This window comes from Acinetobacter sp. WCHAc060025 (assembly GCF_004209355.1).
Lineage (GTDB): Bacteria > Pseudomonadota > Gammaproteobacteria > Pseudomonadales > Moraxellaceae > Acinetobacter > Acinetobacter wuhouensis.
Window position 1 is genome coordinate 26,495 of the sequence record NZ_SGSX01000007.1, and the last position, 26,513, is coordinate 53,007.

General features: G+C 37.6%; 24 protein-coding genes and 1 pseudogene. 11 read left to right on the forward strand and 14 right to left on the reverse strand.

What is annotated here, in order from left to right; genetic code table 11:
- Positions 1–45 precede the first annotated feature (45 nt).
- The 5 genes from EXE09_RS07300 to EXE09_RS07320 all read right to left on the reverse strand — a co-directional run bounded on the left by EXE09_RS07300 (position 46) and on the right by EXE09_RS07320 (position 5,328).
- On the reverse strand, positions 46–861 hold the full coding sequence (locus EXE09_RS07300; protein ID WP_130116836.1) for an SAM-dependent methyltransferase: 816 nt from the start codon (positions 859–861) through the stop codon (positions 46–48).
- A gap of 31 nt (positions 862–892) precedes the next feature.
- A complete protein-coding gene (locus tag EXE09_RS07305; protein ID WP_130116837.1) occupies positions 893–2,191 on the reverse strand; it encodes an FAD-dependent oxidoreductase in 1,299 nt (432 codons plus the stop codon).
- Positions 2,192–2,909: 718 nt separating this feature from the next.
- On the reverse strand, positions 2,910–3,788 hold the full coding sequence (locus tag EXE09_RS07310; protein ID WP_130116838.1) for a pirin family protein: 879 nt from the start codon (positions 3,786–3,788) through the stop codon (positions 2,910–2,912).
- Between the two features lie 188 nt (positions 3,789–3,976).
- A complete protein-coding gene (gene ahpC / locus EXE09_RS07315; protein ID WP_130116839.1) occupies positions 3,977–4,540 on the reverse strand; it encodes an alkyl hydroperoxide reductase subunit C in 564 nt (187 codons plus the stop codon).
- 155 nt (positions 4,541–4,695) lie between these two features.
- A complete protein-coding gene (locus EXE09_RS07320; protein ID WP_171478621.1) occupies positions 4,696–5,328 on the reverse strand; it encodes a TetR/AcrR family transcriptional regulator in 633 nt (210 codons plus the stop codon).
- Positions 5,329–5,460: 132 nt separating this feature from the next.
- Between EXE09_RS07320 and EXE09_RS07325 the strand changes: the two genes are divergently transcribed.
- On the forward strand, positions 5,461–5,931 hold the full coding sequence (locus tag EXE09_RS07325) for a hotdog fold domain-containing protein (protein WP_068972968.1): 471 nt from the start codon (positions 5,461–5,463) through the stop codon (positions 5,929–5,931).
- Positions 5,932–6,001: 70 nt separating this feature from the next.
- On the opposite strand, the gene EXE09_RS07330 is transcribed toward EXE09_RS07325, so the two are convergent.
- The gene (locus EXE09_RS07330; protein WP_130116841.1) at positions 6,002–6,451 is read right to left on the reverse strand and encodes a hypothetical protein; all 450 of its coding nucleotides are present in this window, start codon (positions 6,449–6,451) and stop codon (positions 6,002–6,004) included.
- Positions 6,452–6,887: 436 nt separating this feature from the next.
- On the opposite strand from EXE09_RS07330, the gene EXE09_RS19040 reads away from it, so the two are divergent.
- The 4 genes from EXE09_RS19040 (at position 6,888) to EXE09_RS07345 (ending at position 11,630) form a co-directional block, all read left to right on the forward strand.
- Positions 6,888–7,274 (forward strand): hypothetical protein, encoded by a 387-nt coding sequence (locus EXE09_RS19040; protein ID WP_228257182.1) that lies wholly within the window; start codon positions 6,888–6,890, stop codon positions 7,272–7,274.
- Entirely contained in the window at positions 7,275–8,138 is an 864-nt protein-coding gene (locus tag EXE09_RS07335) for a hypothetical protein (RefSeq protein ID WP_228257183.1), read from the forward strand.
- Between the two features lie 62 nt (positions 8,139–8,200).
- The gene (locus EXE09_RS07340) at positions 8,201–10,930 is read left to right on the forward strand and encodes a type VI secretion system Vgr family protein (RefSeq protein WP_130116842.1); all 2,730 of its coding nucleotides are present in this window, start codon (positions 8,201–8,203) and stop codon (positions 10,928–10,930) included.
- A gap of 4 nt (positions 10,931–10,934) precedes the next feature.
- Positions 10,935–11,630, forward strand: coding sequence for a hypothetical protein (locus EXE09_RS07345; protein WP_130116843.1), 696 nt, complete (start codon positions 10,935–10,937; stop codon positions 11,628–11,630).
- On the opposite strand, the gene EXE09_RS07350 is transcribed toward EXE09_RS07345, so the two are convergent.
- The 5 genes and pseudogenes from EXE09_RS07350 to EXE09_RS07370 all read right to left on the reverse strand — a co-directional run bounded on the left by EXE09_RS07350 (position 11,581) and on the right by EXE09_RS07370 (position 16,430).
- Positions 11,581–12,747 carry an IS3 family transposase gene (locus EXE09_RS07350; RefSeq protein ID WP_130116844.1) on the reverse strand — a complete coding sequence of 389 codons (1,167 nt, stop codon included), beginning with the start codon at positions 12,745–12,747 and terminating at the stop codon, positions 11,581–11,583. The genes EXE09_RS07345 and EXE09_RS07350 overlap by 50 nt on opposite strands.
- Positions 12,748–12,816: 69 nt before the next feature.
- Positions 12,817–13,041: pseudogene (locus EXE09_RS07355) on the reverse strand (site-specific integrase); the annotation flags it as partial.
- A gap of 151 nt (positions 13,042–13,192) precedes the next feature.
- The gene (ssb, locus tag EXE09_RS07360) at positions 13,193–13,756 is read right to left on the reverse strand and encodes a single-stranded DNA-binding protein (RefSeq protein WP_130116845.1); all 564 of its coding nucleotides are present in this window, start codon (positions 13,754–13,756) and stop codon (positions 13,193–13,195) included.
- Positions 13,757–13,807: 51 nt separating this feature from the next.
- Complete coding sequence (locus tag EXE09_RS07365) at positions 13,808–15,172, reverse strand: MFS transporter (RefSeq protein ID WP_130116846.1); 1,365 nt, start codon at positions 15,170–15,172, stop codon at positions 13,808–13,810.
- 172 nt (positions 15,173–15,344) lie between these two features.
- Complete coding sequence (locus EXE09_RS07370) at positions 15,345–16,430, reverse strand: DUF475 domain-containing protein (protein ID WP_068972972.1); 1,086 nt, start codon at positions 16,428–16,430, stop codon at positions 15,345–15,347.
- A gap of 220 nt (positions 16,431–16,650) precedes the next feature.
- Here EXE09_RS07370 and tenA point away from each other — a divergent pair, with 220 nt between their 5' ends.
- The gene (gene tenA / locus EXE09_RS07375) at positions 16,651–17,322 is read left to right on the forward strand and encodes a thiaminase II (RefSeq protein ID WP_087554238.1); all 672 of its coding nucleotides are present in this window, start codon (positions 16,651–16,653) and stop codon (positions 17,320–17,322) included.
- A 61-nt stretch (positions 17,323–17,383) separates the two neighbouring features.
- Here tenA and EXE09_RS07380 read toward each other — a convergent pair whose 3' ends face one another.
- The 3 genes from EXE09_RS07380 to EXE09_RS07390 all read right to left on the reverse strand — a co-directional run bounded on the left by EXE09_RS07380 (position 17,384) and on the right by EXE09_RS07390 (position 20,895).
- Positions 17,384–17,737, reverse strand: a complete 354-nt coding sequence (locus EXE09_RS07380; protein ID WP_068972974.1) for a DUF1304 domain-containing protein — start codon at positions 17,735–17,737, stop codon at positions 17,384–17,386.
- Between the two features lie 147 nt (positions 17,738–17,884).
- On the reverse strand, positions 17,885–18,850 hold the full coding sequence (locus tag EXE09_RS07385; RefSeq protein WP_068972975.1) for a hypothetical protein: 966 nt from the start codon (positions 18,848–18,850) through the stop codon (positions 17,885–17,887).
- 203 nt (positions 18,851–19,053) lie between these two features.
- On the reverse strand, positions 19,054–20,895 hold the full coding sequence (locus EXE09_RS07390; RefSeq protein ID WP_130116847.1) for a choice-of-anchor I family protein: 1,842 nt from the start codon (positions 20,893–20,895) through the stop codon (positions 19,054–19,056).
- Between the two features lie 176 nt (positions 20,896–21,071).
- Between EXE09_RS07390 and mdtD the strand changes: the two genes are divergently transcribed.
- The 5 genes from mdtD (at position 21,072) to dinB (ending at position 26,506) form a co-directional block, all read left to right on the forward strand.
- Positions 21,072–22,463, forward strand: coding sequence for a multidrug transporter subunit MdtD (mdtD, locus tag EXE09_RS07395; RefSeq protein ID WP_130116848.1), 1,392 nt, complete (start codon positions 21,072–21,074; stop codon positions 22,461–22,463).
- 68 nt (positions 22,464–22,531) lie between these two features.
- The gene (locus EXE09_RS07400; protein WP_130116849.1) at positions 22,532–23,500 is read left to right on the forward strand and encodes a hypothetical protein; all 969 of its coding nucleotides are present in this window, start codon (positions 22,532–22,534) and stop codon (positions 23,498–23,500) included.
- 20 nt (positions 23,501–23,520) lie between these two features.
- Positions 23,521–24,285, forward strand: coding sequence for a GH25 family lysozyme (locus EXE09_RS07405; protein WP_416332363.1), 765 nt, complete (start codon positions 23,521–23,523; stop codon positions 24,283–24,285).
- Positions 24,286–24,344: 59 nt separating this feature from the next.
- The gene (locus tag EXE09_RS07410) at positions 24,345–25,382 is read left to right on the forward strand and encodes an MBL fold metallo-hydrolase (RefSeq protein ID WP_130116850.1); all 1,038 of its coding nucleotides are present in this window, start codon (positions 24,345–24,347) and stop codon (positions 25,380–25,382) included.
- A 68-nt stretch (positions 25,383–25,450) separates the two neighbouring features.
- Positions 25,451–26,506 carry a DNA polymerase IV gene (gene dinB, locus EXE09_RS07415; protein ID WP_130116851.1) on the forward strand — a complete coding sequence of 352 codons (1,056 nt, stop codon included), beginning with the start codon at positions 25,451–25,453 and terminating at the stop codon, positions 26,504–26,506.
- Positions 26,507–26,513 lie beyond the last annotated feature (7 nt).

Below are 26,513 nucleotides of genomic sequence, written 5' to 3' on the forward strand. Positions count from 1 at the left end.
AATAATATAAAGTTTCAAAAACTGATTTAAAGAATAAAGATGAAGCTATATTTTCACTGCACTGATTTGGACATATTTCACCAAACCATCATCAATCAAGGCTTGACATAATTTTGCAGTCATTGCGATTTTGAATTGATCCAGTCCACGCTTCCCTTTTGGTTGCGAAGCAATATAACGACTAAAACCAGCCAAGACGTTTACTGAAAAATCCTGAATTTGTACTTGCTCAAAACCTAATTGCTCAATCCATTGTTGCAATTGAGTTTGGTTTTTTAAATTTTCAAATTTTACATCTGCGGCTTTTAGTAAGCCCCGATATTTTAACTTTTGTTTTGAATTTAAAACGTGATCTGACCACATTAGATAATGAAAACCCAAACGTCCTTTTGAATTTAAAACAGGGTGCACTGAATGTAGAAATGAATTTAAATCGCTGTGATATGCAGCATCTATACACATCACGACATCAAAAGGCTGCCTAAACAAAATTTCATTTAAATTTAAAAATGATTGATGATGAATTGCTGTGATTTGCGGAAGTATTTTTTGAATATTTGAAATACATTGTTGTTGTAATTCGACTGCTTCTAAATCTTGAATATGATAATGATCTAGCCAATAGCGTAGACTTGCACCCTGCCCACAACCTAAATCTAAAACACGATCGCTGCGCTTTAATTGTACAGACTGTGCCAAATGCTCTGCCAATTGCATACAGGCTTGCGGATAAGATGATGTTGCATCATCCCAATAACCTAAATTGGTCCAAGCACATTCAGCAGTATCACCCAATATTTTTGCATTGATTGCATATTTATGTTGTGGCAGTTTTTGCTGAAGTGCTCGAATCCATTTCATGGTGTTCAGAATAGATGATTAAGGAGTTCTCTTAATACCCTAACTGTGGTGCAACTTCAACATTTGGTTTCATTCCAACGAAAGGTAGTGGTGCACCAAAAATCTCAGCAATATGCATTGCAGAAGTTACTGCTGATTCAAGGATTGGTAAACCATCACACGACCATGAACCACAATAAAACACTTTACGATTTGGCGCTTTATGACGTTGCTGCAACTCTTTATTTAAAGCAACAGTTTCACGATCAACCACAGCACGAGTTAATGAAACAGTAGAAATCACTTTTTTCGGATCAATTTCAGTCACAGGGCGCCAAGTTTGGAAGACTGGTGATTTACCCACTAGACTTGGTTCGATCGAATTCAACCACACTGTAAATTGTTGCTTGGTAAATTTACGATCCATCATATAACTCAGTACTGCCCAATCCTTACGATTTGGTGGCATCACGGTTGAATCGGTATGCATCACCAATTCACCTTGCTCGAATTTGAACTTTTGCAATAACGTAATATCTTCAGCAAATTGATCTTTATTTAAAAACTGATCTAATTTATTGGTTGGTGTAGCAACAACCACACGGTCAAACTGAAATGTTTCACCTTGTGCATTTTCAACCAATACACCGTCACCTTGTTCTTCAACTTTAGTAATTTCCGAACCACTATGAATATCAATTCCTTCAACTAATTTATCGACAAATGCAGGTGTGCCACCGTGTAGACGTAATAGCGCATCACCATCTGTCAATTGTCTAAGGAAAATTAAAAGTGGTTTTGCAGGCCATTCACCGATAGTTTTTGGATCACAAGTACAGATTGTATAAAGTACAGGCATCACTGCACCATGCCAAAATACTTCTTCAATTTCATTATTATTTATAAAATCAGCAAGGGTAATATCTTGATTTTTTGACTTAAAATATTGATGAACGGCTGTTTTTAACTGCAACATCCCTTTCACTAAACGCCAACCGTATTGTTTAATCCCTTTACGGTTATTGATGATCGGAAAGTTTCCAATACGTGTACGAGAGGTCGTTAACCACGTTTCAGTTTTGTCTTCAAACAACCAACTACATGCCATGAAAGTACGCACTGGAAAGGTTTTGATTCCAAGATGAGTCGCTAGGCTTAAGGTATTTTTCCATAAATGTGGATTCATCACACGCAATGGCGCATCAATCAATCCACCTTCAAATGCGATACTATGACTATCCATACCACGACCAGGTAATGCTTCGAAGATGGTAATGTTATGACCCGCATCTTTCAAAATTCTTGCGGTCGCCAGTCCCGCCATACCACTACCAATCACTGCAATATTCAAAGTTATTATCCGTGCGTAACCATTTTTTTTATTATGAGCTATAGCCGAATAAATCACGGTATTAAAAAGTTCCAGTTTTAACTTTTTTTTGTTGAATTTTTTTGGTCAAAATTGCAAATTGGCTGTAACGTTTATATTTCCGAGCTTTTATTCTAATTAAGTGTTTTCTGTAGTTCCTATATTTCAGTTTTATTTCTATCTATATAAAAAATTCTGTTAAAAACAGCAGGATAAATTAACTATTTTTTAAAAAAGCTATTTACAAAGGTTAGTTTCTTATTTATTATTCAAACCATAAAAACGAGAATTAAATCACATAATAAACAAAAACATTAAATTATAACAATATGAACAATAACATTAACTACAGCATAAAAGGGATCTCTATTGTGTGGAATAGAGATCCCTTTTTTTACTTTGAAACTTCATTGAAACATAAAAAAATTACATATTTTTAAATGCATAATATTTAAAAAACTTTTTATAATTAATGTATATAAATTAACCATAAAAATAATTACGTGCTTTACATCACATTTCTAATTCACTATTATGCATCCACAAACGATAACTAGATCACAAGAATATCATCTATAAAACTAGAACTACAGCGAATAAAGAGCCTCTATCGTGTGGGATAGAGGCTCTTTTTTTTATGACCAAAACATTCACTGATGTTATTTAGCAAATAATACTGGACACTCTGTAATCAATAAAATTACTCAACCTCTACGGCAATTTCACCAAACTTTCCATTATTAAAATCATCAAAAGCTTGGATGATTTCATCTTTGCTATTCATCACAAATGGACCATAACCTTGGATCGGTTCATTTAGTGGTTTACCTGTAAGCACAAGGAACTTGGCATTTTGTACCGCTTCGACTTGTACATGTGCTTCACCATCTTTGCCAAAAATGACGACCGAATGATCTAGCACCTGTTGAGTACCGTTCAGCAATAATTCACCTTCCAATAAAACGATCAAACTGGTGTGATCAATTGGAACATGAAAATGAGCTTGATGACCTGCTTTGAGCACAACATCCCACACGTTGATTGGACTGAAAGTATTTGCTGGACCTTGCTGTTCAGCATATTTCCCTGCAATTACACGTAGATAACCAGCCTCATCATCAAATTTAATCACTGGGATTTGTATCGCTTCAATGGCTTGATACTTCGGTGCAGTCATTTTATCACTTGCAGGCAGGTTGACCCACAGCTGTACCATTTCAAACAATCCACCCTGTTCAGCAAATTCACTTGAATGGAATTCTTCATGAACTAAACCTGAACCTGCCGTCATCCATTGCACATCACCTGTTTTGATTGTGCCACCACCACCATGTGAGTCTTTGTGTGTCACTTCCCCTTTATAGGCAAGGGTCACTGTTTCAAAACCACGATGTGGATGTGAACCTACACCATGTTGTGCTGTGGTCGGATCAAAATGATACGGTGCTGCATAATCCAGCAATAAAAATGGACTAATGGTTTGCCCTAAACGATCATAAGAAAATAGATTTTTCACAGGAAAACCATCACCAACCCAGTGCATCTGTTGATTGCGATATACACCTACAACTTTTTTCATTATTTCTCTCCGATCACGAAGTTTTAACTTATTTATATCTTAGCTGTTTTAAGCTATTTAATAAGAGTCTAAGTTGATACTGTGCTTTCTATTAATAGGATAATGAGCGTTGAAATGTATGCTGAATTTAAACAAAAAAATCCAGAAACTGAGTTCTAGATTTTTCTTTTACATCTGTCAATCTAAACTTAGATTTTACCGATCAGGTCAATGGATGGTGCAAGTGTTGCATCGCCTTCTTTCCATTTTGCAGGGCAAACTTCACCAGGGTGCGCATAAACATATTGTGCAGCTTTCACTTTACGAAGAAGCTCTTGCGCATCACGACCAATACCACCTGCATTGATTTCAATGATCTGGATTTTACCTTCTGGGTCAATCACGAAAGTTCCACGATCAGCCAGACCGTCAGCTTCAATCAGCACTTCAAAGTTTTTCGCTAGCGTCCAAGTTGGATCGCCAACCATGGTGTACTGAATCTTTTTGATTTCTTCAGAACTATCATGCCATGCTTTATGAGTGAAATGAGTATCTGTGGACACTGAATAAATTTCTACACCCATTTTCTGAAATTCTGCATAGTTATCTGCAAGATCGCCTAATTCAGTTGGGCAAACAAATGTAAAATCAGCAGGATAGAAAAATACAACTGACCATTTACCTGTCATGTCTTTTTCAGACACTTCGATAAATTCACCATTTTTGTACGCTGTTGCATTAAACGGTTTGACTTCAGTATTGATTAAACTCATTTGGTATTCCTTCAATTGGTTTCAGGGATTGCTTATCTGTGAAACTAGAATACGAAACTCTTTAAAATAGGTAAAACAGTAGTTTTTTATAAAATTAATCGAAAAATTAGATTAATAAATTCTTTTAACTTTTACTTTTCAATTGATGATGCCGATCATTCCACACTCGAAAATTCCACCAAGCTTCTCCATGCCGAATCTGCCAATGCCGTTTTATAATGCTGTGGTGAAGTTTTAACCTGATGCGATAACCATGCGCGGCAATAACTTTCCGTTGCACCAATCACTAAGGACAGCAACAATTCATTGGGAATATTTTGCAGGTTTTGATGGTCATGAAATTTTTGAACCAAATTCATTAAATAATGATTACGTTGTTGATTCTTTTGCTTTAATTCAGCTGTATCGTCCTGACGTTTTACCATCGCACTCGATAGATATAAAAAGCGTGCAAAATCAGGGAAATCCGTCACCCAGTCAATATAACTATGCACAATGGCTTTAATCGCATCCTCTAAGGACTGGACTTCAAGTAAAGCCTGTTCACGGCGTTGCGCTTGATCATCTAAGGCAGAAAAATACAATGCCTGAACAATGCCTTCTTTATTTTTAAAATGGTGATAAATCGCACCGACACTGGTTTCTGCACGTTCACGGATCATTTCGATATTGGTCGTTTCAATGCCATGATTTAAAAAACAATCCAGTGCTTCATTCAAAATAATACGCTTTAATTCAGCACGGCGACCACTGTAGATTCGTTCTAACAACACCAAATTATTCATGATTCAACCCGTGTATTTTCATCCATAAATGCCTTCGATTGACTCTCAAGTACAAAGAACTCCATTTTTTCGCCATTAACAGAATATTATTCTGTATTAGAATTATATTCTGATTTATTCAAACAGGAAAGAACAATGAGCCAAGCACTAAAATTATGGAACAGTTTTAAAAATAAACCCGCAGGAAAATGGACATTTTCAAAATTAATTTGTTTTAAAGCGCCATACTTCAACAGTATTTCGCCTGTCTTTGAACAACTGAAAGAAAATTATTGTGAAATTAAAATCAAAAAGCATCGTGCTGTGCTGAATCACATTGGAACGGTGCATGCGATTGCAATGTGTAATATGGCAGAGCTTGCAGGTGGAACCATGACCGATGCAACCGTGCCATCATCGCATCGTTGGATTCCAAAAGGCATGACCGTGGAATATTTAAAGAAAGCAGAAACTGATTTGGTGGCGATTGCCACGCCTGTAAATGCTGATTTTCAATGGTCGGAAGGCAGTGATTATTTGGTCAATGTTGATGTCAAAGATACAGCCAATGAAACCGTGTTCAGAGCGGTGATCACGATGTGGGTGTCAGCGAAGCCAAAAAAATAAGAAAATAATAAGCACAATAAAAACAGATGCGCATACCGTTCCCGTATGCGCACCCATCATAAAAAATGATTTAAGATTTTGCTTCGCAGATGTATTGATACAGTGCCTCGTCTTCTGGAGTTTCTAAATTCATCGGCTCAAAATAAACAGGCATAGTTCCATCTTGATCAATGGCAATACCATTTGGCTTAAAGCGCTGACTCATCTCATAAGCACGGGTCTGCTCAGCGCAATTGATTAAATGTATAGCTTGAATATAACCTTTGGGTTCAATTTTCAAAGAGGGTACGCCATAGGTATAAACATATTTATAAGCAAACCTTTTCGCTTGCGGGTATTCAGCTGAAACTGCTTCTTTTCCAGTAAAGCGTTGTACCAATGTTTTGCCATATTCGCCTTGGTGAATCAGCACCCACGGTGATGATTTTTTCGGTGTCTGTGCCTGTTGCTTCGTTTTCGGCTCAGCTGCTGCATAGGCAGAAACACACAATAGTACAACGCCCATAGCTTGCTTCAACATGACTTATCCCCATTAAAATATTGTTATTTATTCGTTATATACTAAATCTTGAGTAACCGCTTGTTTTTCTTTTGGTTAATTGAACCAATAAAAAAACCTCTGCGTTCACAAAGAGTTTTGGATGACGATCTACCGTTTTAATTCAAATTAGAACGGATATAAAGACCATATTAGTGAAAAACTTTTTATTATCAAATATATAAATATATTTTGTTTATTTTCCATAATTTATACTGAAAGATCTCACCAAAAGTAAAATTTATCATTTTTGATTATTTCAATTTTTCCATGTGCTTTTAAGCTTTGTTGGCTATAATTTTGGATAAGGTTTAAATAAAAATGTAATTTACATAATTAATATTTTTCATTCTTCGTTGACTACATAATATTCAAATAATCTTAAAAAAAGTTGTTAGCGAATGGATGAAAACAACAAATGGGCAAATATAAAATTTTTAAAATAAAAATTATTAAAGATTGGGAAAGTGAAGACTGGGATGTCTATAATGAAAGAACGTCTCTGTCAAGACTTATGGTTTACAAAGGCTGGCCATATTCACTCACACCTAGAGATGGTATTGGTGGGCAGTTTTCATATATTTTGACTGCTGAAATTGTAGAGTTCTTAAAAACACATTCGATTACAGAGTCTGAGCTACAACTTGGCTTATCAAATAGTATTGTCGCAAAATTTAGGTGGACTATTGGCATTCAAAATAAATTCATATACCGCAATGATCAATGGCTGATTGAGCATCAAGATGAACTTCTGCATGATAGCCTTGAAACACTAAAAACAAAGTACGGCTTAAAACGTTCATAGGTGTATCAGCATAAAAAATGGTTAGCTGAATTGATTGATATACCTACCAAAAAAATAATGAGAAAAAGCCCAGCGGATGATCTGCAAGAACAATGGTATCAAAAACATAAGGCAGACATAACACAAATGAGTGTGATAGATATTTCTTCACAATTTAATATCAGTCCTTATCTCGCAAAAAAAGTCTATAACCGAATTCGAGAAGAACTCGGTGAGTCAACTTTTTCAGAACAATTTAAAAACGAAAAACAAAGTCAATTTCAATGGTTGCTTGATCATCAAGATGAATTACTCAATCAGAATAAATCTGTCAAAGAAATTGCTCAAGACTTTGAAAAGACCTCTGGGCAAATCTTACGGGCAAGAGCCAAATTACGAGAAATATTAAAAATACCCAAAGTAAAAGATCAAAATCAAACATGGCTGCTGGCAAATCAAGAAATTTTACTTAACTCAAAACTGAGTAAGGAAGCAACTGCTATAGGATTAGGTATTGAATCTAGCCAAGTTTATAGAAAAAGAGGTGAATTAAAAAAGCTGCTTAAAATTCCACACCATAATGATCTAGTTCAGGCATGGCGTTTAGACAATCAAGAAATACTGCTTTCTTTACATTTAACAATACCAGAAATTGCAAAAAGGCTTGATCGCAGCGAGAAATACATCATTAAAAACAGGATGATATTGAGACGTTTCTTAGAGATGACTAAGCAAGATCAAGTTAGGTCTTGGTTAGTAGAACATCAGGCTGAATTAGAAACATGGAGCACTGAAAAAATTCAAGAGAAATATAGCATTGGGCAACATATGATTCAAAGATATCGTAAACTTTTAATCCAGATGAAACAAAATGAAAACGAATAGCATTTGAGCATAACCACTCATTCTGTTAATGTTTTCTAATTAATAATAAGGTCATAATAACAATATTAGATAATATTTTTGGCATTTTAGATAAGTTAGGCTTCGGAACACAAAAACGTGCTATAAGCGCTCAATTTTCAAATTCACAGCTTAATTCTCAAATTATGTTACAACGTATTGATGGCTATCATGGCATCAATGAAGGCTTATCTGCTGAACTCATTTGTCTATCAACCAATCCATTCATAGAGTTGAAGCAATTTATTGGCTGCCAAGTAGTAGTAGACCAAGTGACTGATTCAGGTCAATTGTTTAGAACCACTGGGATTATTACAGGAGCATCACAAGGACAATCAGATGGTGCTTTGAGTCTATACCGTTTGACCATGCAAGATCCAACAAGCTTATGGCATAAACGACGTAATAGCCGTGTGTTTATGAATAAGAGCGTTCCTGAGATTTTTGAAGTGATCTTCAAAGAATGGCAGTCTAAATCTCCATTATTTGCTTCAAGTTTAAAATTAGATACCAGTGGTTTAACCAAGAATTATGATATTCGTCCATTCTCTATGCAATCCAACGAGAGTGACTATACATATTTAACTCGTATTTTGCGTGAAGAATCAATTAATTGGTTGGTTGATGAAGCTAATTATATTGTTTCGAGCAATAGTCAAAGTATTGAGCCACAAAAACTAAGACTTATAGATGACAATGCGCAATACAAAGCGATTGAACGCAGAACCATACGCTATCATAGATCGAATGCCGTAGAAAAATACGACAGCATCACCAGTTTTATTGCTCAACGTAGCCTTCAACCTACTGCCATTCACGTACAACGCTGGCAAGCAGACCAACTCAGCCAAGAAGATGGTAGTGGTTCGGTACTCAGTAAACATAAACATAGCTCAAATCGAGATAACGAAAGTTTAAGTTTAGAACAAGCTTGGAATGTGTCACCCGCTTGGATCAGTGATCTTAAAGGTGAAGACCAAGTAACAAAATCAGGCAATAGCCAACTCGAAAAACTCAACACACAACTAAATCAATACCAAGCATTACAAGCCAAATACTTCACTGCACAAAGCAGTGTCCGTGATACTCAAGTGGGTTATTGGTTTCAGCTTATCGATCATCCTGAACTTGAGAAAAATCATAGTTCGGGAGATAAAGAGTTTCTCATACTGAATAAGCACTTTTACAATCAGAATAATATTCCCAAAGATATGAAGGATCAATTGGAAAAGTTGCTCATACTCAGTCATTGGGATACCAGTAAGGACCGTGATCAAGAACGTCAAGCCAATGAATTAATGGTAGTACGAAGAAGTATTACTGTAGTTCCTGAATATGATCCTTTAGTACACCGCCCTGTTGCTCATGTGCAACGTGCTAAAGTCACAACGGATGGAGAGGAAATCCATGTGGATGAATGGGGGCGAATTAAAGTTCGTTTCTTATTTACCCGTACAGATGATCATAGTCATGATGGTGGTGCAGGCTCAAATGACAACGATACCGACTCCGCTTGGGTCGATGTACTCACTCCTTGGGCAGGTGAAGGTTATGGCGCACGATTCTTACCACGCAAAGATGAATTGGTTGTGATTGACTTCTTTGATGGCAATATTGACCGTCCATTCGTAACGGGACGTATTCATGAAGCACAACGCAATCCGACTAAGTTCGATATCAAAGGTCAACTTCCTGATACCAAAAAGCTCAGTGGTATCCGATCAAAAGAGGTGGATGGTGAAGGGTTTAACCAACTCCGCTTTGACGATACCACTGGACAAATCAGTACCCAACTTCATAGTAGTCATGGTGCAACACAGCTTAACCTTGGTAATTTAAGCCATCCTAAAGAAAAAGCTGAGAGCGATGGTCGTGGTGAAGGGTTTGAGTTAAGGACAGATCAGTGGGGTGGGATTCGTGCACCTAAAGGTATTTTAATTACGACTGAAATAGCATCAAATGCAAGTGGAAGTCACCTTGATCGAAAAAATTTACAAAAGAATATTGAAAAGTCTCTAGGCATAAATACTACGATTAAGAATGCAGCTAAAGGACACCAAACAACTGAGCCTGAATTAGAGCTTCAAGAGTCTTTAAAATCAGAATTGCCCAATTGGAATGAGTCTGACACAACACCATTTATTGCCATCGATGCTAAAGATTCTATTATCCTTGATGCAGATAAAGGGATTGTTGCTCAAGCTAAACAAAATATTGATATCAGCACTGAACGTAATGTTCAAATCTTTTCTGGAAAAGGTTTCCTTGCCAATGTTCTTGATAAGATTTCTTTGTTTGCTAAAGCAGCTGGTATCAAAATTAAAGCTGGGCAAGGTCCAGTAGAAATTGAAGCTCAAGCCGATTCAATGAAAATAGCCTCTCAGGAACTGATGCATGTTTATGCGATTAATGATTTTGTGAAAGTAGAAAGTGGCAAAGGAATTTTATTAGCTTCTGGTGGGGGCTATATCAAAATTGAAGGTGGCAATATAGATATCGTTTGTCCAGGTACAATTAGCCTCAAAGCTGGACAAGTAAAAGTAATGCCAGGTAGTAATTTAAGTACTGATCTAGCAGCAATGCCAAAACTTCAAATGGATTATGATGAGCAATTCGTTATTCGTAACAAAGTTGGTGCGACAATGCCTAATACTAAATATCGTATCAAGACAGGTGATGGGAAAATTATAGAGGGTGTAACAGATTCTGAAGGAAAGACTGAAAAAGTTACTGGTATGTCTATGACAAAGGCTATTTTGACAATATTAGGCTAAACTTATGATTGAAAAACTAAAATATACCATATTTACAATGGTTATAGCTGTGTCTAGTTGCTCATGGGCAGATTCTACAAATAAGGAAGGTAATGAAGTGATTAATATAAATAAAAAAAAGACTTGGTGTATAGGTCGTTACTCAGTTGAGCTTCCCTCAGAAGCAAATTTTTATGAACAACTTGATAATTATGACTCTTTTAAAATAGAAACATTAAGTAGGAAAGCTTCAAGATCTGATTTTGACCAAATTGTAGAAAAAACACTAAAAATATACACAATTGATGATGCCGAGATCCTCAAAAATTTTCCAGTAATACAAGAGTCAAATGGTTCAATTAGTAAAATTATTTTAGGAAACCTAGATAGTTCAATTTCTAAAGTAGTTCATGTTAGAGCTTTTGTTTTAGATAAAGGCTATTTATTTTCAATTGAAGGGCAATATTCACCAAAGTTTGAAAATGAAAGTAAAGAAGCAATCCAAAATTTAGTTAAAAATTTAAAAATGCGTCAAGATAATATCATTCCCAAAGAAAAGGGTTTTTGCATTAAAAATGGATTTATTCATGATAGTGGTCAAAAGTATCGTTATACGTCACAACGCTTAATGATGTGCGCTGCAAAAACAGAAGACTTCGACTTGGGAGATTCTATGCAGCTAACTTATAAAAGTCCTCTGCCATTTGATTCGGTGTCTTAAAATTTAGGCTTTTTTGAATTCTACTCTGATTATAAAATAGCTCTATATATTTTGTAATATCCGATTTGGCTTCTTCCCTTGTTTTATAGTGACGATGGTGAACCAACTCGTTTTTGAGTATGCCCCAGAAGCTCTCAATAGGTGCATTATCGTAGCAGTCTCCTTTTTTGCTCATTGAACCCTGAAATTCATATTTTTCAATCATATTTTGATATACATGACTGCAATATTGACTGCCTCTGTCCGAATGAACAATTAAGCCTTGAGATGGCTTATGATTGCGACTCGCCATACTTACTGCATCGCAAACGAGATCTGCTGTCATCCGTTCACTTAAGCTATAACCAACCACTTGTTTGCTATAAAGGTCTTTTAAAGCAGCTAAATATAGCCAACCTTCAGCCGTCCATATGTACGTAATATCACTTACCCATGCAACATTTGGAGCAGTTACTGCAAAGTTTTGATCTAATAAATTATTGTAAACAGAACGATTATGATCGCTATTTGTTGTCCTTTTAAAGCGCTTATGACGCTTACAGTACAACTGATTTAGCTTTTTAATACAACGGACTGCATACTCACTGATTTGAATGCCTTGTGACTGTAAGTGCCTTGTTAAGCGAATATGACCATAACTTTTTTGAGTTTCTTGATGGGCTATTTTGACTAGAATTGTCTGCTGGTTTCTTAAGACAACTCTTTTACTCATGCCTCGTTTCAGCCAGTCATAAAATCTTGAAACTGAAACTTTTAGCAGTCTAGCCATCATCGTTGTTGGATATGTGCTTTTGTGCTCTTTCATATAAGCGTACCTTACTGATTTTCCTTGGCAAAGTACGCTGCTGCTTTTTTTTAGGAATCCTCTTTCCATTTCAGCAGTTTTGAGTTGCTGTTTGAGTTTTTTATTTTCTTCGAGTAAAGCAACGAGATCAGGTGAATATTGCTGTGTGCCTGCTAATGTTCCAGCTTTTGCTTTGTTGTACCAATTTGACAAAGTTTGCATGGAAATACCTAGTTGTCTTGCAGTTTCCGAAACATTGCCTTTATTTTCTTCAATCTGTTTTATTGCTTCAGCTTTAAATTCTGCTGTATAAAATTTTTGCTTTTTGCTCATGGTAAACTCCTGATGAGTACATTTAGTTTACCAAGTTAAAGCCTCCGTTTTTATCAGCATACATCAGCTTTTATCTTTGATCCTTTGCTCTATATCAATTCCAAGCATATCTAATAATACATATAACAATTCGATATCTTCTAATATTGACGCTATTGAATTAACTTTTTGCCCAGAATTTCTTAAATGAATGATTGAGTAAAGATTTGGATAAGTTAAAGGGAAACCATCACTATTCACAAGAATAGCAAATCTTTCTCCAACATGACCTACAAATCGTTTAACAGTTATCATAATCTTAACAAAAACTCTAAGTATGAAATATAACAATATCATAATAAAAAAAGTTTACAGAATTATTTCTAACTCTATAAACTTTTCTTGTAACTAATTCTAAATAAATAATAATTTCATAAATTTTACAAAACTATATCTTTAGGGTGTGTCAAAACGGAAGGTCATCATCTAAATCTGCTGGTGCTGCCGCTGGTTTAGGCGACTGGAAACCTTGATTGACATTGTTTCCAGCATTGCCATAACCACCTTGGTTGTTATTTCCATAGCCGCCTTGGTTTCCACCCTGATTGCCATAACCACCTTGGTTGCCTTGATTATTGTTGTTGAAACGCGGTTGGTTATAACCACCGTTTTCACCACCCTCACCACCTTGCTGACGGTTAGAGTCTAACATTTGCATTTGCTCACCACGAATTTCTGTGGTGTAACGCTCTTGACCATTTTGGTCAGTCCATTGGCGAGTACGCAAAGAACCTTCAATATACACTTTCGAGCCTTTACGTAGATATTGCTGTGCAATTTCACCTAAACGGTTATGTAATACGATACGATGCCATTCTGTTTGTTCTTTTCTTTCGCCCGTATTTTTATCTGTCCAAGATTCACTTGTCGCAATTGAAAATTGAGTGAGAGAGCCCCCATTAGGGAAAGTTTTAGTCTCAGGATCACGACCTAAAGTACCAACCAAAATGACTTTATTTACACCACGCATTAGACGTTATCTTCCTATTCGATTCTATGTTTTACTTTATAAGAGTTATGTTTAAATGGCTACCTCTTTCCCGAACAAGTGCGTTAAATGTTGTCGCCCAGCATCATCAATCTGCTGTTTATCAACCTTTATATAAGCCACTTGTTGTTCAGACATCACCACGACCTCTTCAATACCATGAATTGCTAATAATTGAGAAGTCCAATCATCGGTTTGTTTATTCTCAGGTAATCGCAACACGATTGATGTTAAATATCGTGGTTGAGCCAGCCCAAAACTAATGAGCAGCCAAATTATAGCAATTGCTGATAAAACACTCCAACCCATTGTTGTATTATTAAGCAAAATTAATTGCCCACCGAGTGTTCCACCGAAAAAAGCACCTAAGAATTGAGCACTTGCATTGACACCCATTGCCGTAGCTTTCGATTGAATCGGTGCGGCTTTAGACAACCAAGATGGCAATAATGCTTCCATCACGTTAAAGGCAATGAAAAATAAACCTAGTCCTAACAATAAGATATATTTAGATTCAAAACCAAAAATCAAAATAATTAAACCGACAATGATCCCCGCAATCGCTGTCAGGAAAATACTGCGCATTTTGCGATATTTTTCAGCAAGAATAATACTTGGGAATGCAAAGAACAGACTGATCACTAATAAGGGCAAATACACAATACCGTGTTTTGATAGTGGAATACCTGCAAAATTAATCAATTGTGATGGGACATAGACAAACATCGCAGTCAGCAATAAATGCAATGAAAATACCGACACATGCAGACGATTTAGATCCCCCATTTTCAAAACTTGCTTGAGTTGGTTGAGATAACCTTGATTAAAATTCTTATGGTGACGTGTGGTTTTCGGCACGAGGAATAAGCTTACAATCGCCAATAAGCCCATAATGGTCGTTACCCAGAATAATCCTGAGATGCCTACTAAACTGGTGAGCCAAGGTCCTAAGCTAAAAGCAACAGTAAAAGATAAACCAATACTCATGCCCATGACTGCCATGGCTTTGGTTCGGTTTTCTTCACGGGTGACATCGGCAAGCAATGCCATCACAACTGCGGATACAGCCCCTGCCCCTGCAATTGCACGACCAATGATGACACCATAAATGGTTTCCGACATTGCCGCGATTGCACCACCTAAAGCAAATAGTAATAAACCAAAGACGATCAGCGGTTTTCGGCTAAAACGGTCTGCCCAAAGACTAAACGGAATTTGCAAAATAGCTTGGCTTAGACCATAAACACCGACAGCCAAACCGATTAAGGCAGGTGTAGCATATTGATACGACTGCCCTGCTACAGCAAAGACAGGAATAATCATGAACAACCCCAACATGCGTAAAGCAAAAATACTACTTAAAGCAAAGGTCGAGCGGCGTTCTAAAGGATTCATCATATCTACTGGCTTATCAAAACTGGCGAGCTAATCTTTAGCCACATCATCGCATATTGTGGCAACTTTGTGAAAACATTGAGCATAAAAAAGAGCACTTTCAAAGTGCTCTCTATTGTAATCATTTTTCTTAAAAATGGATGAATCCTATTTCTGAAAAATAATCGTGCTAATCCTAGCCTTTCTGTTCAATGCGTTTGTTATATTGAATCGAAGCAATCACTGCCCAAACAATAAATGCTACACCGATCAAACCTGTCACAACTTCTGGTACATGTAGACCAGTACCACTTGCAAGCATGATAAATGCCAAAGCACCAATCGCATAATGCGCACCATGTTCTAGATAGATATAAGCATCCAATGTACCTTTATCGACAAGATAAATCGTCATCGAACGAACAAACATCGCACCAATCGCTAAACCCAGCATGATGATCACAACATCGGAAGTAATCGCAAAAGCACCAATTACCCCATCAAAACTAAATGATGCATCGAGCACTTCGAGGTAAATAAAACCACCAATACCCGCTTTAATAATACCTGTCGGTGCGCCATTGGCATCATGCCCGACTGCATTACCATTTTCATCCACCTCAGGCTCACCACCCAACATGTGACTCAGTACTTGTACACCTACATAGACCACGATACCCCAGATTCCTGCCATCACGACAACCAAACGGCTTTCTTCTGCAATATTTGCAGCCATGATCAACAATCCAATCAAAGCAAGGAAGACTGACATCGCAGGAACGTTTGCAAGATTTGCCAAACGCTTTTCTAACCATCTAAACCAGTGTGTATCTTTACCTTCATCCAAGAAGAAGTTTAAGAATACCAATAGTAAGAATGAACCACCGAAAGCGGCGATTTCAGCATGGTGTGCCATTAACTTGGCTGAATATTCAATTGGATTATTCAATGCCATGCGCACAACGTCCATCATGCCCATGTCTGCTGTTACAGCCACGATCACGACAGGGAAAACCAAACGCATACCAAAAACAGCGATAAGAATACCCACTGTTAAAAAGATCATTTTCCAAAAATGATCCCAGTTACGTAGTACAGACGCATTCACAACAGCATTGTCAAAAGATAAAGACACTTCCATGACTGCGAGAATCGCTGTAATGGTAAGCGCTGTAATCATCGCTTGGATACCTGCTTCAGGATGATGTGCAAAGCCCCAATATGCGGCAAGCCCTAAGCATATGATTGAAAATATGATTGAGAAACCAAAATGTTTCATCATGAGAATTAACCTACGGAAAATAGTTTTTTAAATCGATCAAACTGAAATAAAAATTGAGTTTTTAATGCGCTCATTATGACGACTTTTTCACACTTTTCCAAAACACTTCGTATGATTTTTTGAATTATCATTTTTATCCAAATTTCTTTTCATATCTTGTGCCTCAATCTATTGCTATATTCTCTTCACGACAGAATTTTATTGTGATTGGATCTCTTCTATGTCTTTTTCTCAAGACGTTTGGCAACGTAATCTTGCCTTATACCAAAAAACCCTCGCCCTACCATTTAATCAGGAACTTGCCAGTGGTTCATTAAGCAAAGAAGCTTTTTGTCACTACGTGATTCAAGATGCACATTATTTGGTGGCTTATGGACGTGCTTTAGCCGTCTGTGGCGCAAAGGCCTTTGAAGCGGATGATATTATTCAATTCACCCAAGGTGCTAAAGAAGCCATTGTGGTTGAACGTAGTCTACATGATGGTTTCATGAAAGATTTTGGCATCAGTAAAGATGATTTTGAAAATACGCCTTTAACTTTGGCATGCCATCATTACACGTCATTTTTAACTGCAACAGCATGGTCTGAAAGTTACCCTGTGGTACTGGCTTCATTGCTTCCATGTTTTTGGATTTATGCAGAAGTGGGCAAAGATATTGTCAGCAAATCCGTTGCCAATAACCCTTACCAAGCATGGGTCGATACCTACTCAGGTGAAGAATTTAATGAAGCGGTGAAAAATGTTTTAGCGACGATTGATCGTATTGCGGAACGTTGTGATGCAGACACGATTGAGAAAATGCACAAGGCTTATACCAAAGGTGCTGAACTGGAATGGTTATTCTGGGATGGTGCGTATAATCAAAGACAATGGTTAGGTTTAGATCAATAATCTAAACCCTCTCAATCTTCTTATCAAACAGAAGATTGAGAGGGTAAGTAAAATGTAAGAATTACAATAAATTCACAACCAATAAGGCAACCAAAGCAGGTAATGCCTGAATATATAAAATCTTTTTACTCGCTGTCACAGCACCATAAATCCCAGCGACCAATACACAGCCTAAAAAGAAATTCGCCAATTGAATAGCAAACGGTGCAGATGCACATAAAGACCAAATTAAACCTGCTGCTAGAAAACCATTATATAAACCTTGGTTTTGTGCCAAGACTTTGGTCAATTTGGCTTTTTCCAAACTATTACCAAAAGCTTTCATTCCCATCGGTTTGTCCCACAGAAACATCTCTAGAACCAAGAAGTAAATGTGTAGCACTGCTATGAATCCGATTAGTATATTGCCAATCATACTCCGCTCACCTTTATCATTTTTGCATTATCTGGATAAGGCTAAAATTAGCATATAAATTTAACTTTTTAATTCTTAAATAATGACTTTAACGTTGTCAAAATAAAATATCACCAAACCCTTTTTGATGATATTTCATGAAAATAATTAACCCGAAATCAGTTGATATAACCAAGGTAAAGCTGTTGCAAGCAGAATACTGACTGCTAAACCGAACATCAATTTCATCGCGTCTTTACTAACATTACGAGAAGTTCGATATTTATTCACTTCATTCAAATGCATCGCCATGGCAAATTCACGCCCTGCCAATAAGCCTAAGAACACCCAAGTGGTACTCATCGGAATATTACTAAGCTCTTTAAAGACCAATAAAATCGTCGCATACATGAAGTCAATAATTGTGGCTGAGCGGACATCTTGCACCCCAGTTTTAGTGTCAATAATATTTTGAATCGCACCACCACGCTGATAAAACACCACACCCAATAAAATCACAAATACGCTGATCGCAAAAAGCATAAACCATAAAGGCACGGCGCGAGGAACATAGACAAAAATATTGGCAAGATCTTGAATCAGCCACTGACTCCATAAAAAACCTGTCGCCACCCATTGGATGGCAATCCATGCTTTCGGTGTCGGCTGATGCCGTGTTTCACTAAAATAAATCGTGACTTTTTTGACCACAAAACGATAAATAATGATCGCTGCGATAAATGCAACCGCGTAACCCATCATTGACTTGGTCAGCATTGCGCTCAAGCTACTCGGAGAGAAAATCGTGAGCACTAAGAACGTGGTACTGACAGGAATACCATAGCGTGTCAAAAACAGCAGAATCAGTGGCGGAATCACATACAACCATGTCATTCCTTCTTTGGGAAATGGAATGGTTTCTAGACGACCATAGGACGCGTCACCCACGCCTGATACCCACCAACCATACATTAAGACAACTGTTAAAATGGTACTGGTGTACAGCCAAAGCATCCACCAAGGGCGATGTGCATTGGAAGAAATAAACGTTCCTAAAGTCTGTGGAACATCATTACCCACAATAGAATAAGCAGCTAGACAGAAGCCAATGATCATTAAAACATCAATGCTCATGATGCCAAACCTCTATTTAGACACATAAAAAAGCCGTCTTTCATTAGATAAAGTGTGCGATATTATTCCACTTTTCATATTTTAAACATGCTTAATTATTCGTATCCTATAAAATTAAAAACAGGAGTCACATTGGACTCCTGTTAAATATTTGATAAATGAATAAAAATTATTCTTTAAGCGGATCTTTTTGCTTCAACCACTTATCTAATATTCACTTGATAGACTGCTGTTGTACCACTAACTTCATTTCCAACGATCAGCAATGGTTTCGCATTTGGCGAATCTTTGGCAGCAACAAAAGTTAAGCCTTCTGGACCCAAATCACTCTTTTCGATCAAGCGCTGCTTCCCATCTTTATCCAAAATCGGTTGCCCTTTGGCATCGGTATAGACCTGATCTTGCTTAAAAGTACGATCATTAAAATATTGAATAAACGCAGGTTTTTGAGGATTGCTAATATCATAAACCATGATGCCACTTTGACGTTCTAAGCCAATAAATACAAAAGTCTTTTTGCCAATTTTACCAATCGTGATTCCCTCAGGCTCAGGCCCTTTATTATCACTACGATCATCCAAAGCTGGCGCTTCATGGTCGCTGTTAAAATAATTTGGGAATAATTCAGCAACTTTACGTTCTAGTTCACTGCCAGAGTCCCAGACCAATTTTCCTTGCGCATCCCAAATGCTAAATGATCGTGCACCATAGGCATAAAGCTTGTTATATGTCAGTAAACCATTGGCATCCAGTTTAGGAGAACCATCTGCATTGGTCTCATACCCCATATTCCATGCAATATTTAAACGTCCAAGTTGCGCATCATCACGGCATAATGCTGGATCGGTTGCTGTCGCACCACAATATGCAAATACAGTTGGATCCAGTTTCGCACCTTTTGCACCGATGGCAATTTGTTGTAAATGTGCAGGATAATCACCCTTGCTATTAAAACCTTTGACGTTAAATAAGTGCTTCATACGAATGGCTTCGACATAGCCTTTACTGCTATTTCCTGCAAAATAAGCAGTTTCATCTGCCAGCCATTCACGCGAATCACCTTCATTGGCTGTGACTAAATACGTTGAACCATTGGCTTGATAATGTGAAATTGCATCAGGCTGATACATGCCCTGCACACCTTGCCATGCTTGGATATTGATTTTCTTATCTTTGTCACTCACATCTAAGGCATTATTTGCAAGACCATGATCTTTATAGCCTAATGCAAAAATATCGGTCACTTTTTTTGCGCCAATATCAATTTTAGCAATCGCATTATTTTCTTGTAAGCTTACCCATGCAGTCTTACCATCATCACTAATGGTAATGTATTCAGGCTCTAAATCTTGAGCAACTGTCGCATTTGGTCCAAAAATTCGCACACCTGATTGAATCAAAGCTGCCTTTTTATCATTCCACGCTTTAAAGTCTGCAACAACTGCGGTCGGTTTGGTGATGTCTGATACATTAATAATGCTGATTGAACCTTCTGGATCGACACTATAGTCATTATTGGGTTCAGCCTCGTTCGCAACCAAAACCGTCTTTGCATCTGGGCTGAACGTGAGCATGTCAGGCAATGCACCAACTTCTACTTTGCTGATAAATTTCAAATCTTTGGCACTAAAAAATGCCACGATACCTTTATCTGTTTTGGTTTTCGCTTGAACCGCTAAAGCAACAATACCGTTTTTCACTGCAACAGAATTTACTTCAGAATCAGCAAGTTGATCCCGTGCTGAGAGTTCACCGATATGTACGGGCGCTTCAGGTTTCGTGGCATCCAAGACATCGACCAAACCTTTTTTGGCATTGACTACAAAAATGCGTTTTGTCGATGCATCAAAAGCTGGAATTTCTGCTGCACTTTCCGCAAATATGCCTGTTTCATAACGACCAATACGACTTAGGCTGATACTTTCAGGTGTTGCCTCTTCAACCACTGGCGGCGTGATTACCGCTGTGTCATTGTTATCATCATTACATCCAACCAACCCCAGTGTAAGCATTGCAACACACAATGCAGAAATTTTGAATTTCATGTTTTACCTAATATTTGCTTAAATTTTGACTAATTTATTAAGCTTAGGTGTAAACTTAATGACATTCATATGTCAGTTTTATTGCAAAAAATTGACCATTACTGTGATCAAAGCGCAACACAAAGCATCAGACTTTTGTTTTAAAATATCACCAATCACCCAAAACTTTCGCCTATATGACTGCCGCACCCACGCATTTAAAGTTACAGCCTGAATTTTATTTATTGGTTTTTTTGGTGTCGATCGGCTTTTTTATGCAAGGTTTAGACACCACCATTATCAATACAGCATTACCTGCAATGGCAACGAGCTTGCAAGAAGACCCGCTCAAAATGCATGGTGTGGTGATTAGCTATGTTTTGGCTGTGGCTGCCTGTATTCCTTTAAGTGGATGGTTTTCAGATCGTTTTGGTGTCCGTAATACTTTTTTTGCTGCCATCGTCATTTTCACTACAGCATCTATCGGTTGTGCATTATCTAACAGTTTTAATACTTTAATCATATTTCGTGTCCTACAAGGGATTGGTGGTGCATTTCTCTTGCCTGTCGGGCGTTTGGCCATGCTGAGAATTATTCCCCGTGAACAGTTTTTATCAGCAATGAGTACCATGAGCCTTGCGGGCTTACTTGGTCCATTGGCGGGTCCTATTCTTGGTGGATGGTTAGTTGAATATGCCTCATGGCATTGGATTTTTTTAATTAATGTTCCGATCGGGCTACTTGGGATGTTGGTCACATTTAAAGCCATGCCAAATGTCACTGAATCTTCAGTAAAATCATTTGATTTAAGTGGTTTTGTGCTTTTAGCCATTGCAATGATTGGGATGGCTTTAGGGATTGAAAATATTGCCAGCACTGAAGTTTCAAAATCGCTGAGTATAGGTTTACTGATCTCAGGGTTCATTGCCGCTTTAATCTATGCTTATCATGCGCATACGCATCAAAATGCCTTATTTCGTAGTCGCTTATTTAAAAATAAAATCTATTCAATTGGTGTTTTAGGCAACTTTTTCGCGCGCTTTGGCAGTAATGCTGTACCTTTTCTTTTACCGCTGATGCTACAAGTTGCGTTTAATATGGAGCCCTTTATGACAGGTGTGATGTTGACACCAATCGTGATCGGTTCATTGGTTTCTAAACCGATTATTCGACCAATTTTGCAACGCACAGGCTATCGTTCAATTTTAATTGTAAATACCTTATTGATCGGGTTGTGTATTGCCAGTTTTGCTTTACACACAGCGGACACACCAACATGGCTCAGAACATTGCATTTCTTTGTCTTTGGGGTAATTAACTCACTTCAATTCGTCGCCATGAATACATTTACACTCAAAGATTTACCGCAACAAGATGCCAGTAGTGGCAATAGTTTCTTGTCGATGATCATGATGTTGTCAATGAGTATCGGGATTGCAGTTGCAGGGACTTTACTGAATGCTTTCACAAATTACTTCAATCAAGCACATATTACCCAAGCATTCCATTACACGCTGATTTGTTTAGGTTTAATGAATATCGTAACCATGATTATTTTTCTACAAATTCCCAAGAATTTTAAGGATTAAAGGCTTCAAAATAACTTAGATAAAATAAACTAAATAAAGTGACTAAATAAAGAATAAGGAAACACAACATGATCATTCCCAAATATTGGGCTGAAGCAAAAATAACAATTCAGCATGAAGAAAAACAAATAACCATTAAACGCTTTGGATGGTCAGATCTGAGTATGGAAGATGCTCAAATGCATGCTGAAGCTCGCAAAACTGAAGCCATTGAGAAGCTTAAGTCTCGCCAAGATGTCCGAAAATCTGATCATAAAATTCCTTACAATAGTAGTGAAGGACTTCCTATACGTGAAGAAATCATAGACCAACAAGATGATGTGATTATCACGCGTAATTCTTATGGTGCGCTTTGTCTAAATACACCTGATGTACTCTTTGCAGATATTGATTTTAATGATACACCAAGTCGACAATTATATTTTTCAGGCTTATTTGCACTCTTTTTGTTCTGCGCTGTGAGCGCATTATTATTCAAATCATGGATTGTACTTGGTATAGGTATACTGTTTTCTATCATGATCAGTCGACAAACCGCTGAAAAGTTATTAGAGATTCAACATCGATTTATTGCCAACCCTGAGCAACAGGGCTTAGCACTCATTCGTAGTTTCTCTCAAAGCCATCCAACATGGCATTTACGTGTCTATCGGACACCAAAAGGCTTTCGTGTTTTAGTGATGCATAAAATATTTGACCCAAGAGGTGAGGAAGCTCAACAGCTTTTCAACGCATTACAAGCCGATCCGAATTATGTGCGCATGTGTAAAAACCAAAATTGTTTCCGCGCAAGGATTAGCCCTAAACCGTGGAGAATCGGTGTCGAAGCATTGCGTTCAGGTGTTTGGCCTGTTCAAGAAGATCGTTTACTCGACCGAGAAATTTGGATCACAAAATATCAGTCACTTGCTCAGAAATATGCTTCATGTAAGTTTATAGAACAATTGGGTAGTCAATTGGCGCATCCCAAGGCAAAACACGTACAATCGATACATGACCAATACTGCAATGCGAACCTTAACTTAGAAATCGCATAACATGCGTACAGGATTATCTTGTGAAACATTCAGCCAAAACCGCCAAATTCACCCGTACTCGTTTCACGTTAATCATCACGGGACTGTGCAGTGTAATTGGTTTGGCAATGTTGTATGTTAATATTGCTTCTGCTGAACCTTATCCAATCAAAGGCTTCGATGTGTCACACCATCAGGGCGATATTGATTGGAAAAAAATCTCTCCGCAGCAATATCAATTTGTTTATCTCAAAGCCACAGAAGGTGGTGACTATCAAGATGATAAATTTCAAGACTATTGGTTAGAAGCACGTGAGCGTGGCATGCGCGTTGGTGCGTATCACTTCTTCCGTTTATGCCGTGATGGCGATATTCAAGCACAAAATTTTATCAAAACTGTCCCGATCAAAACCAATGCACTGCCCCCTGTCATCGACTTGGAATATGATAGCAATTGCATCAATACATTCACCAAAGAACAGTTGCTCAAACAGATCAAATCTATGCATGACCAATTGCAAACGCATTATGCCAAACAACCAATTTTCTATACTTCTAAAATGTTTTATAACATGGTGTTAATCGGTGAATTTAAAGACACCCCGATTTGGATTCGTGAATATAAAGAACAACCTGATTTAAAAGATGGACGTCCGTGGACTTTCTGGCAACGCACCAATCAAGGCAAAATTTCAGGTATCAATAAAAATGTCGATTTGAATGTGTTTCATGGTGATGAAAAACAATGGAAACAGTTTTTAGAAAATAATCATGTGATTCAAACAGAAAAATCTGCAAAGCCATAAAATCGTCGAATAAATATGCTACCGTGATAGCCAATAAAATAAAAAGATGCGAATCACGGATGAAGCTTAAAAAGATCGTCACCATTTCAATTTCACTGATTATATTTCTAGTGATTGCAACACTGACGTTTTTACTACAACCCTCAGGACATATCCAAAAAATTCAGAAATGGATTTATCAACCTGAGCTAAGCCCATCTGAAAATAATCAAAACAATAGTCAAAATCATCCAGATAAAAAACAACTCACAGTTAGATTCTTTGGAGTTTCTACCCTGTTATTTGATGATGGACAAACCCAGATTTTGATTGATGGATTCTTTACTCGTCCCTCACTCACACAAACCTTATTGAAACCCGTGCAAAGTGATCCAAAACTACTTACACAAACCATTAAAGACTACGATTTAAAACGCGTACAAGCCGTATTCACCTCACATTCTCACTATGATCATGCGCTCGATATCGCTGAACTCGGCAAGCAATTACCCATTAAAATCATCGGTTCAGAAAGCACAATGAATATTGCACGAGGTGGGAATGTTGCAGAACAACAGCTTCAACTCATTTCCCCTTTGCAAACAATGCTATTTGGTGAATTTAAGGTCACAGCTATTCCATCTCAACATACCCCACCTACTGCCGTAAATAATGATCTCGGCGAAGTCATTACACATCCATTAAAACAACCTGCGCGTTTTTCTGAATTTAAAGAAGGACACAGTTTTGATTATTTGATTGAACATCAAGGTTATAAAGTCTTGGTCAAAGCCAGCACAGGGGTCATACCAAACCAATTAAATAATATCCATATCGATACACTCTTTTTAGGCATTGCCCAACTATCACGCCAAACACCTGAATACCAACAGCAATATTTAAAACAGACCATTGGAACAATAAAACCCAAAACCGTCATTCCAATACATTGGGATAATTTCTGGGAACCGCTACCGCTGACTCAGCCTTTGGAATTTTTACCTTATCTTGCAGATAATACTCAAAAAAGTATGCAAACTTTGATCCACTACGCGGAACAACAACATGCCAAAGTGGTCATCTTGACACAACCTGTCGCTTACCCTTTGCAAAACTAGAATTTCTACAGGGAAAATGAGTGAGGTCTGTTAGAATCATCTTACAGCGCTATAACACTGTGTGATTCATGAGAAAAATCATTCATATTGATATGGACGCGTTCTATGCCTCAGTAGAACTGCGTGATCGCCCCGACTTAAAACATTTACCTGTGGTGATTTCCTCACATCACCCTCGGGCAGTGATTGCTGCTGCATCCTATCCTGCACGACAGTTTGGACTCCGTTCTGCTATGTCGATGGGACAAGCCAAGAAACTTTGCCCGCAAGTGGTGGTGATTGAACCTAATTTTGATAAATACCGTGAGGTATCACAGCAGATTCATGAGATTTTTCAACAATACACACCGCTGATTGAACCACTTTCTTTAGATGAAGCTTACTTAGACGTCACGGAAAATTTGAAGAATATCCCCAGTGCGACAGAAGTGGCTGAATGTATTCGTGCAGATATTTTCAAAGTGACAGGCTTAACCGCATCCGCAGGGGTTGCCCCAAATAAGTTTCTCGCCAAAGTTGCCTCAGATTGGAATAAACCGAATGGTATCTGCATCATTAAACCCAGTCAGGTTCAGCATTTTATTCATGATTTACCATTGAAAAAAATCCCTGGCGTGGGCAAAGTCACCCAAGAAAAATTAACCAGTTTAAATCTACAAACATTGGGGGATTTACAGCAGATTGATGAAAATGTACTGATTCACCATTTTGGAAAATACGGCAAACAATTGTTTCTATATGCGCAAGGGGTTGATGAACGACCTGTTCAAGCTGAACGACAACGTCAACAAATTTCTAAGGAAACCACTTTTGATGATGATCTGACCCTCGAACAATGCTCAGGCTATTGGGACACGCTAATTGAACGAGTCTGGCTCAGTTTAGATAAAAAACAAATGTCTGCACGTGGTGTCACGGTCAAACTGAAATTGAAGAACTTTCAAGTGTTACAACACAGTAAAAGCTTTAAAACGGCTTTGAAATCTCAACAAGAAATGGTGCAAGTCATTCAAATTTTGTTAAATGAAATGCAAATTCCCAGTCATTTTCAATTCCGTTTGATCGGCGTCGGTTTATACCAACTCGCAGAACAGCAAGATGAGTCACAACTGTCTTTGTGGTGATCCTACA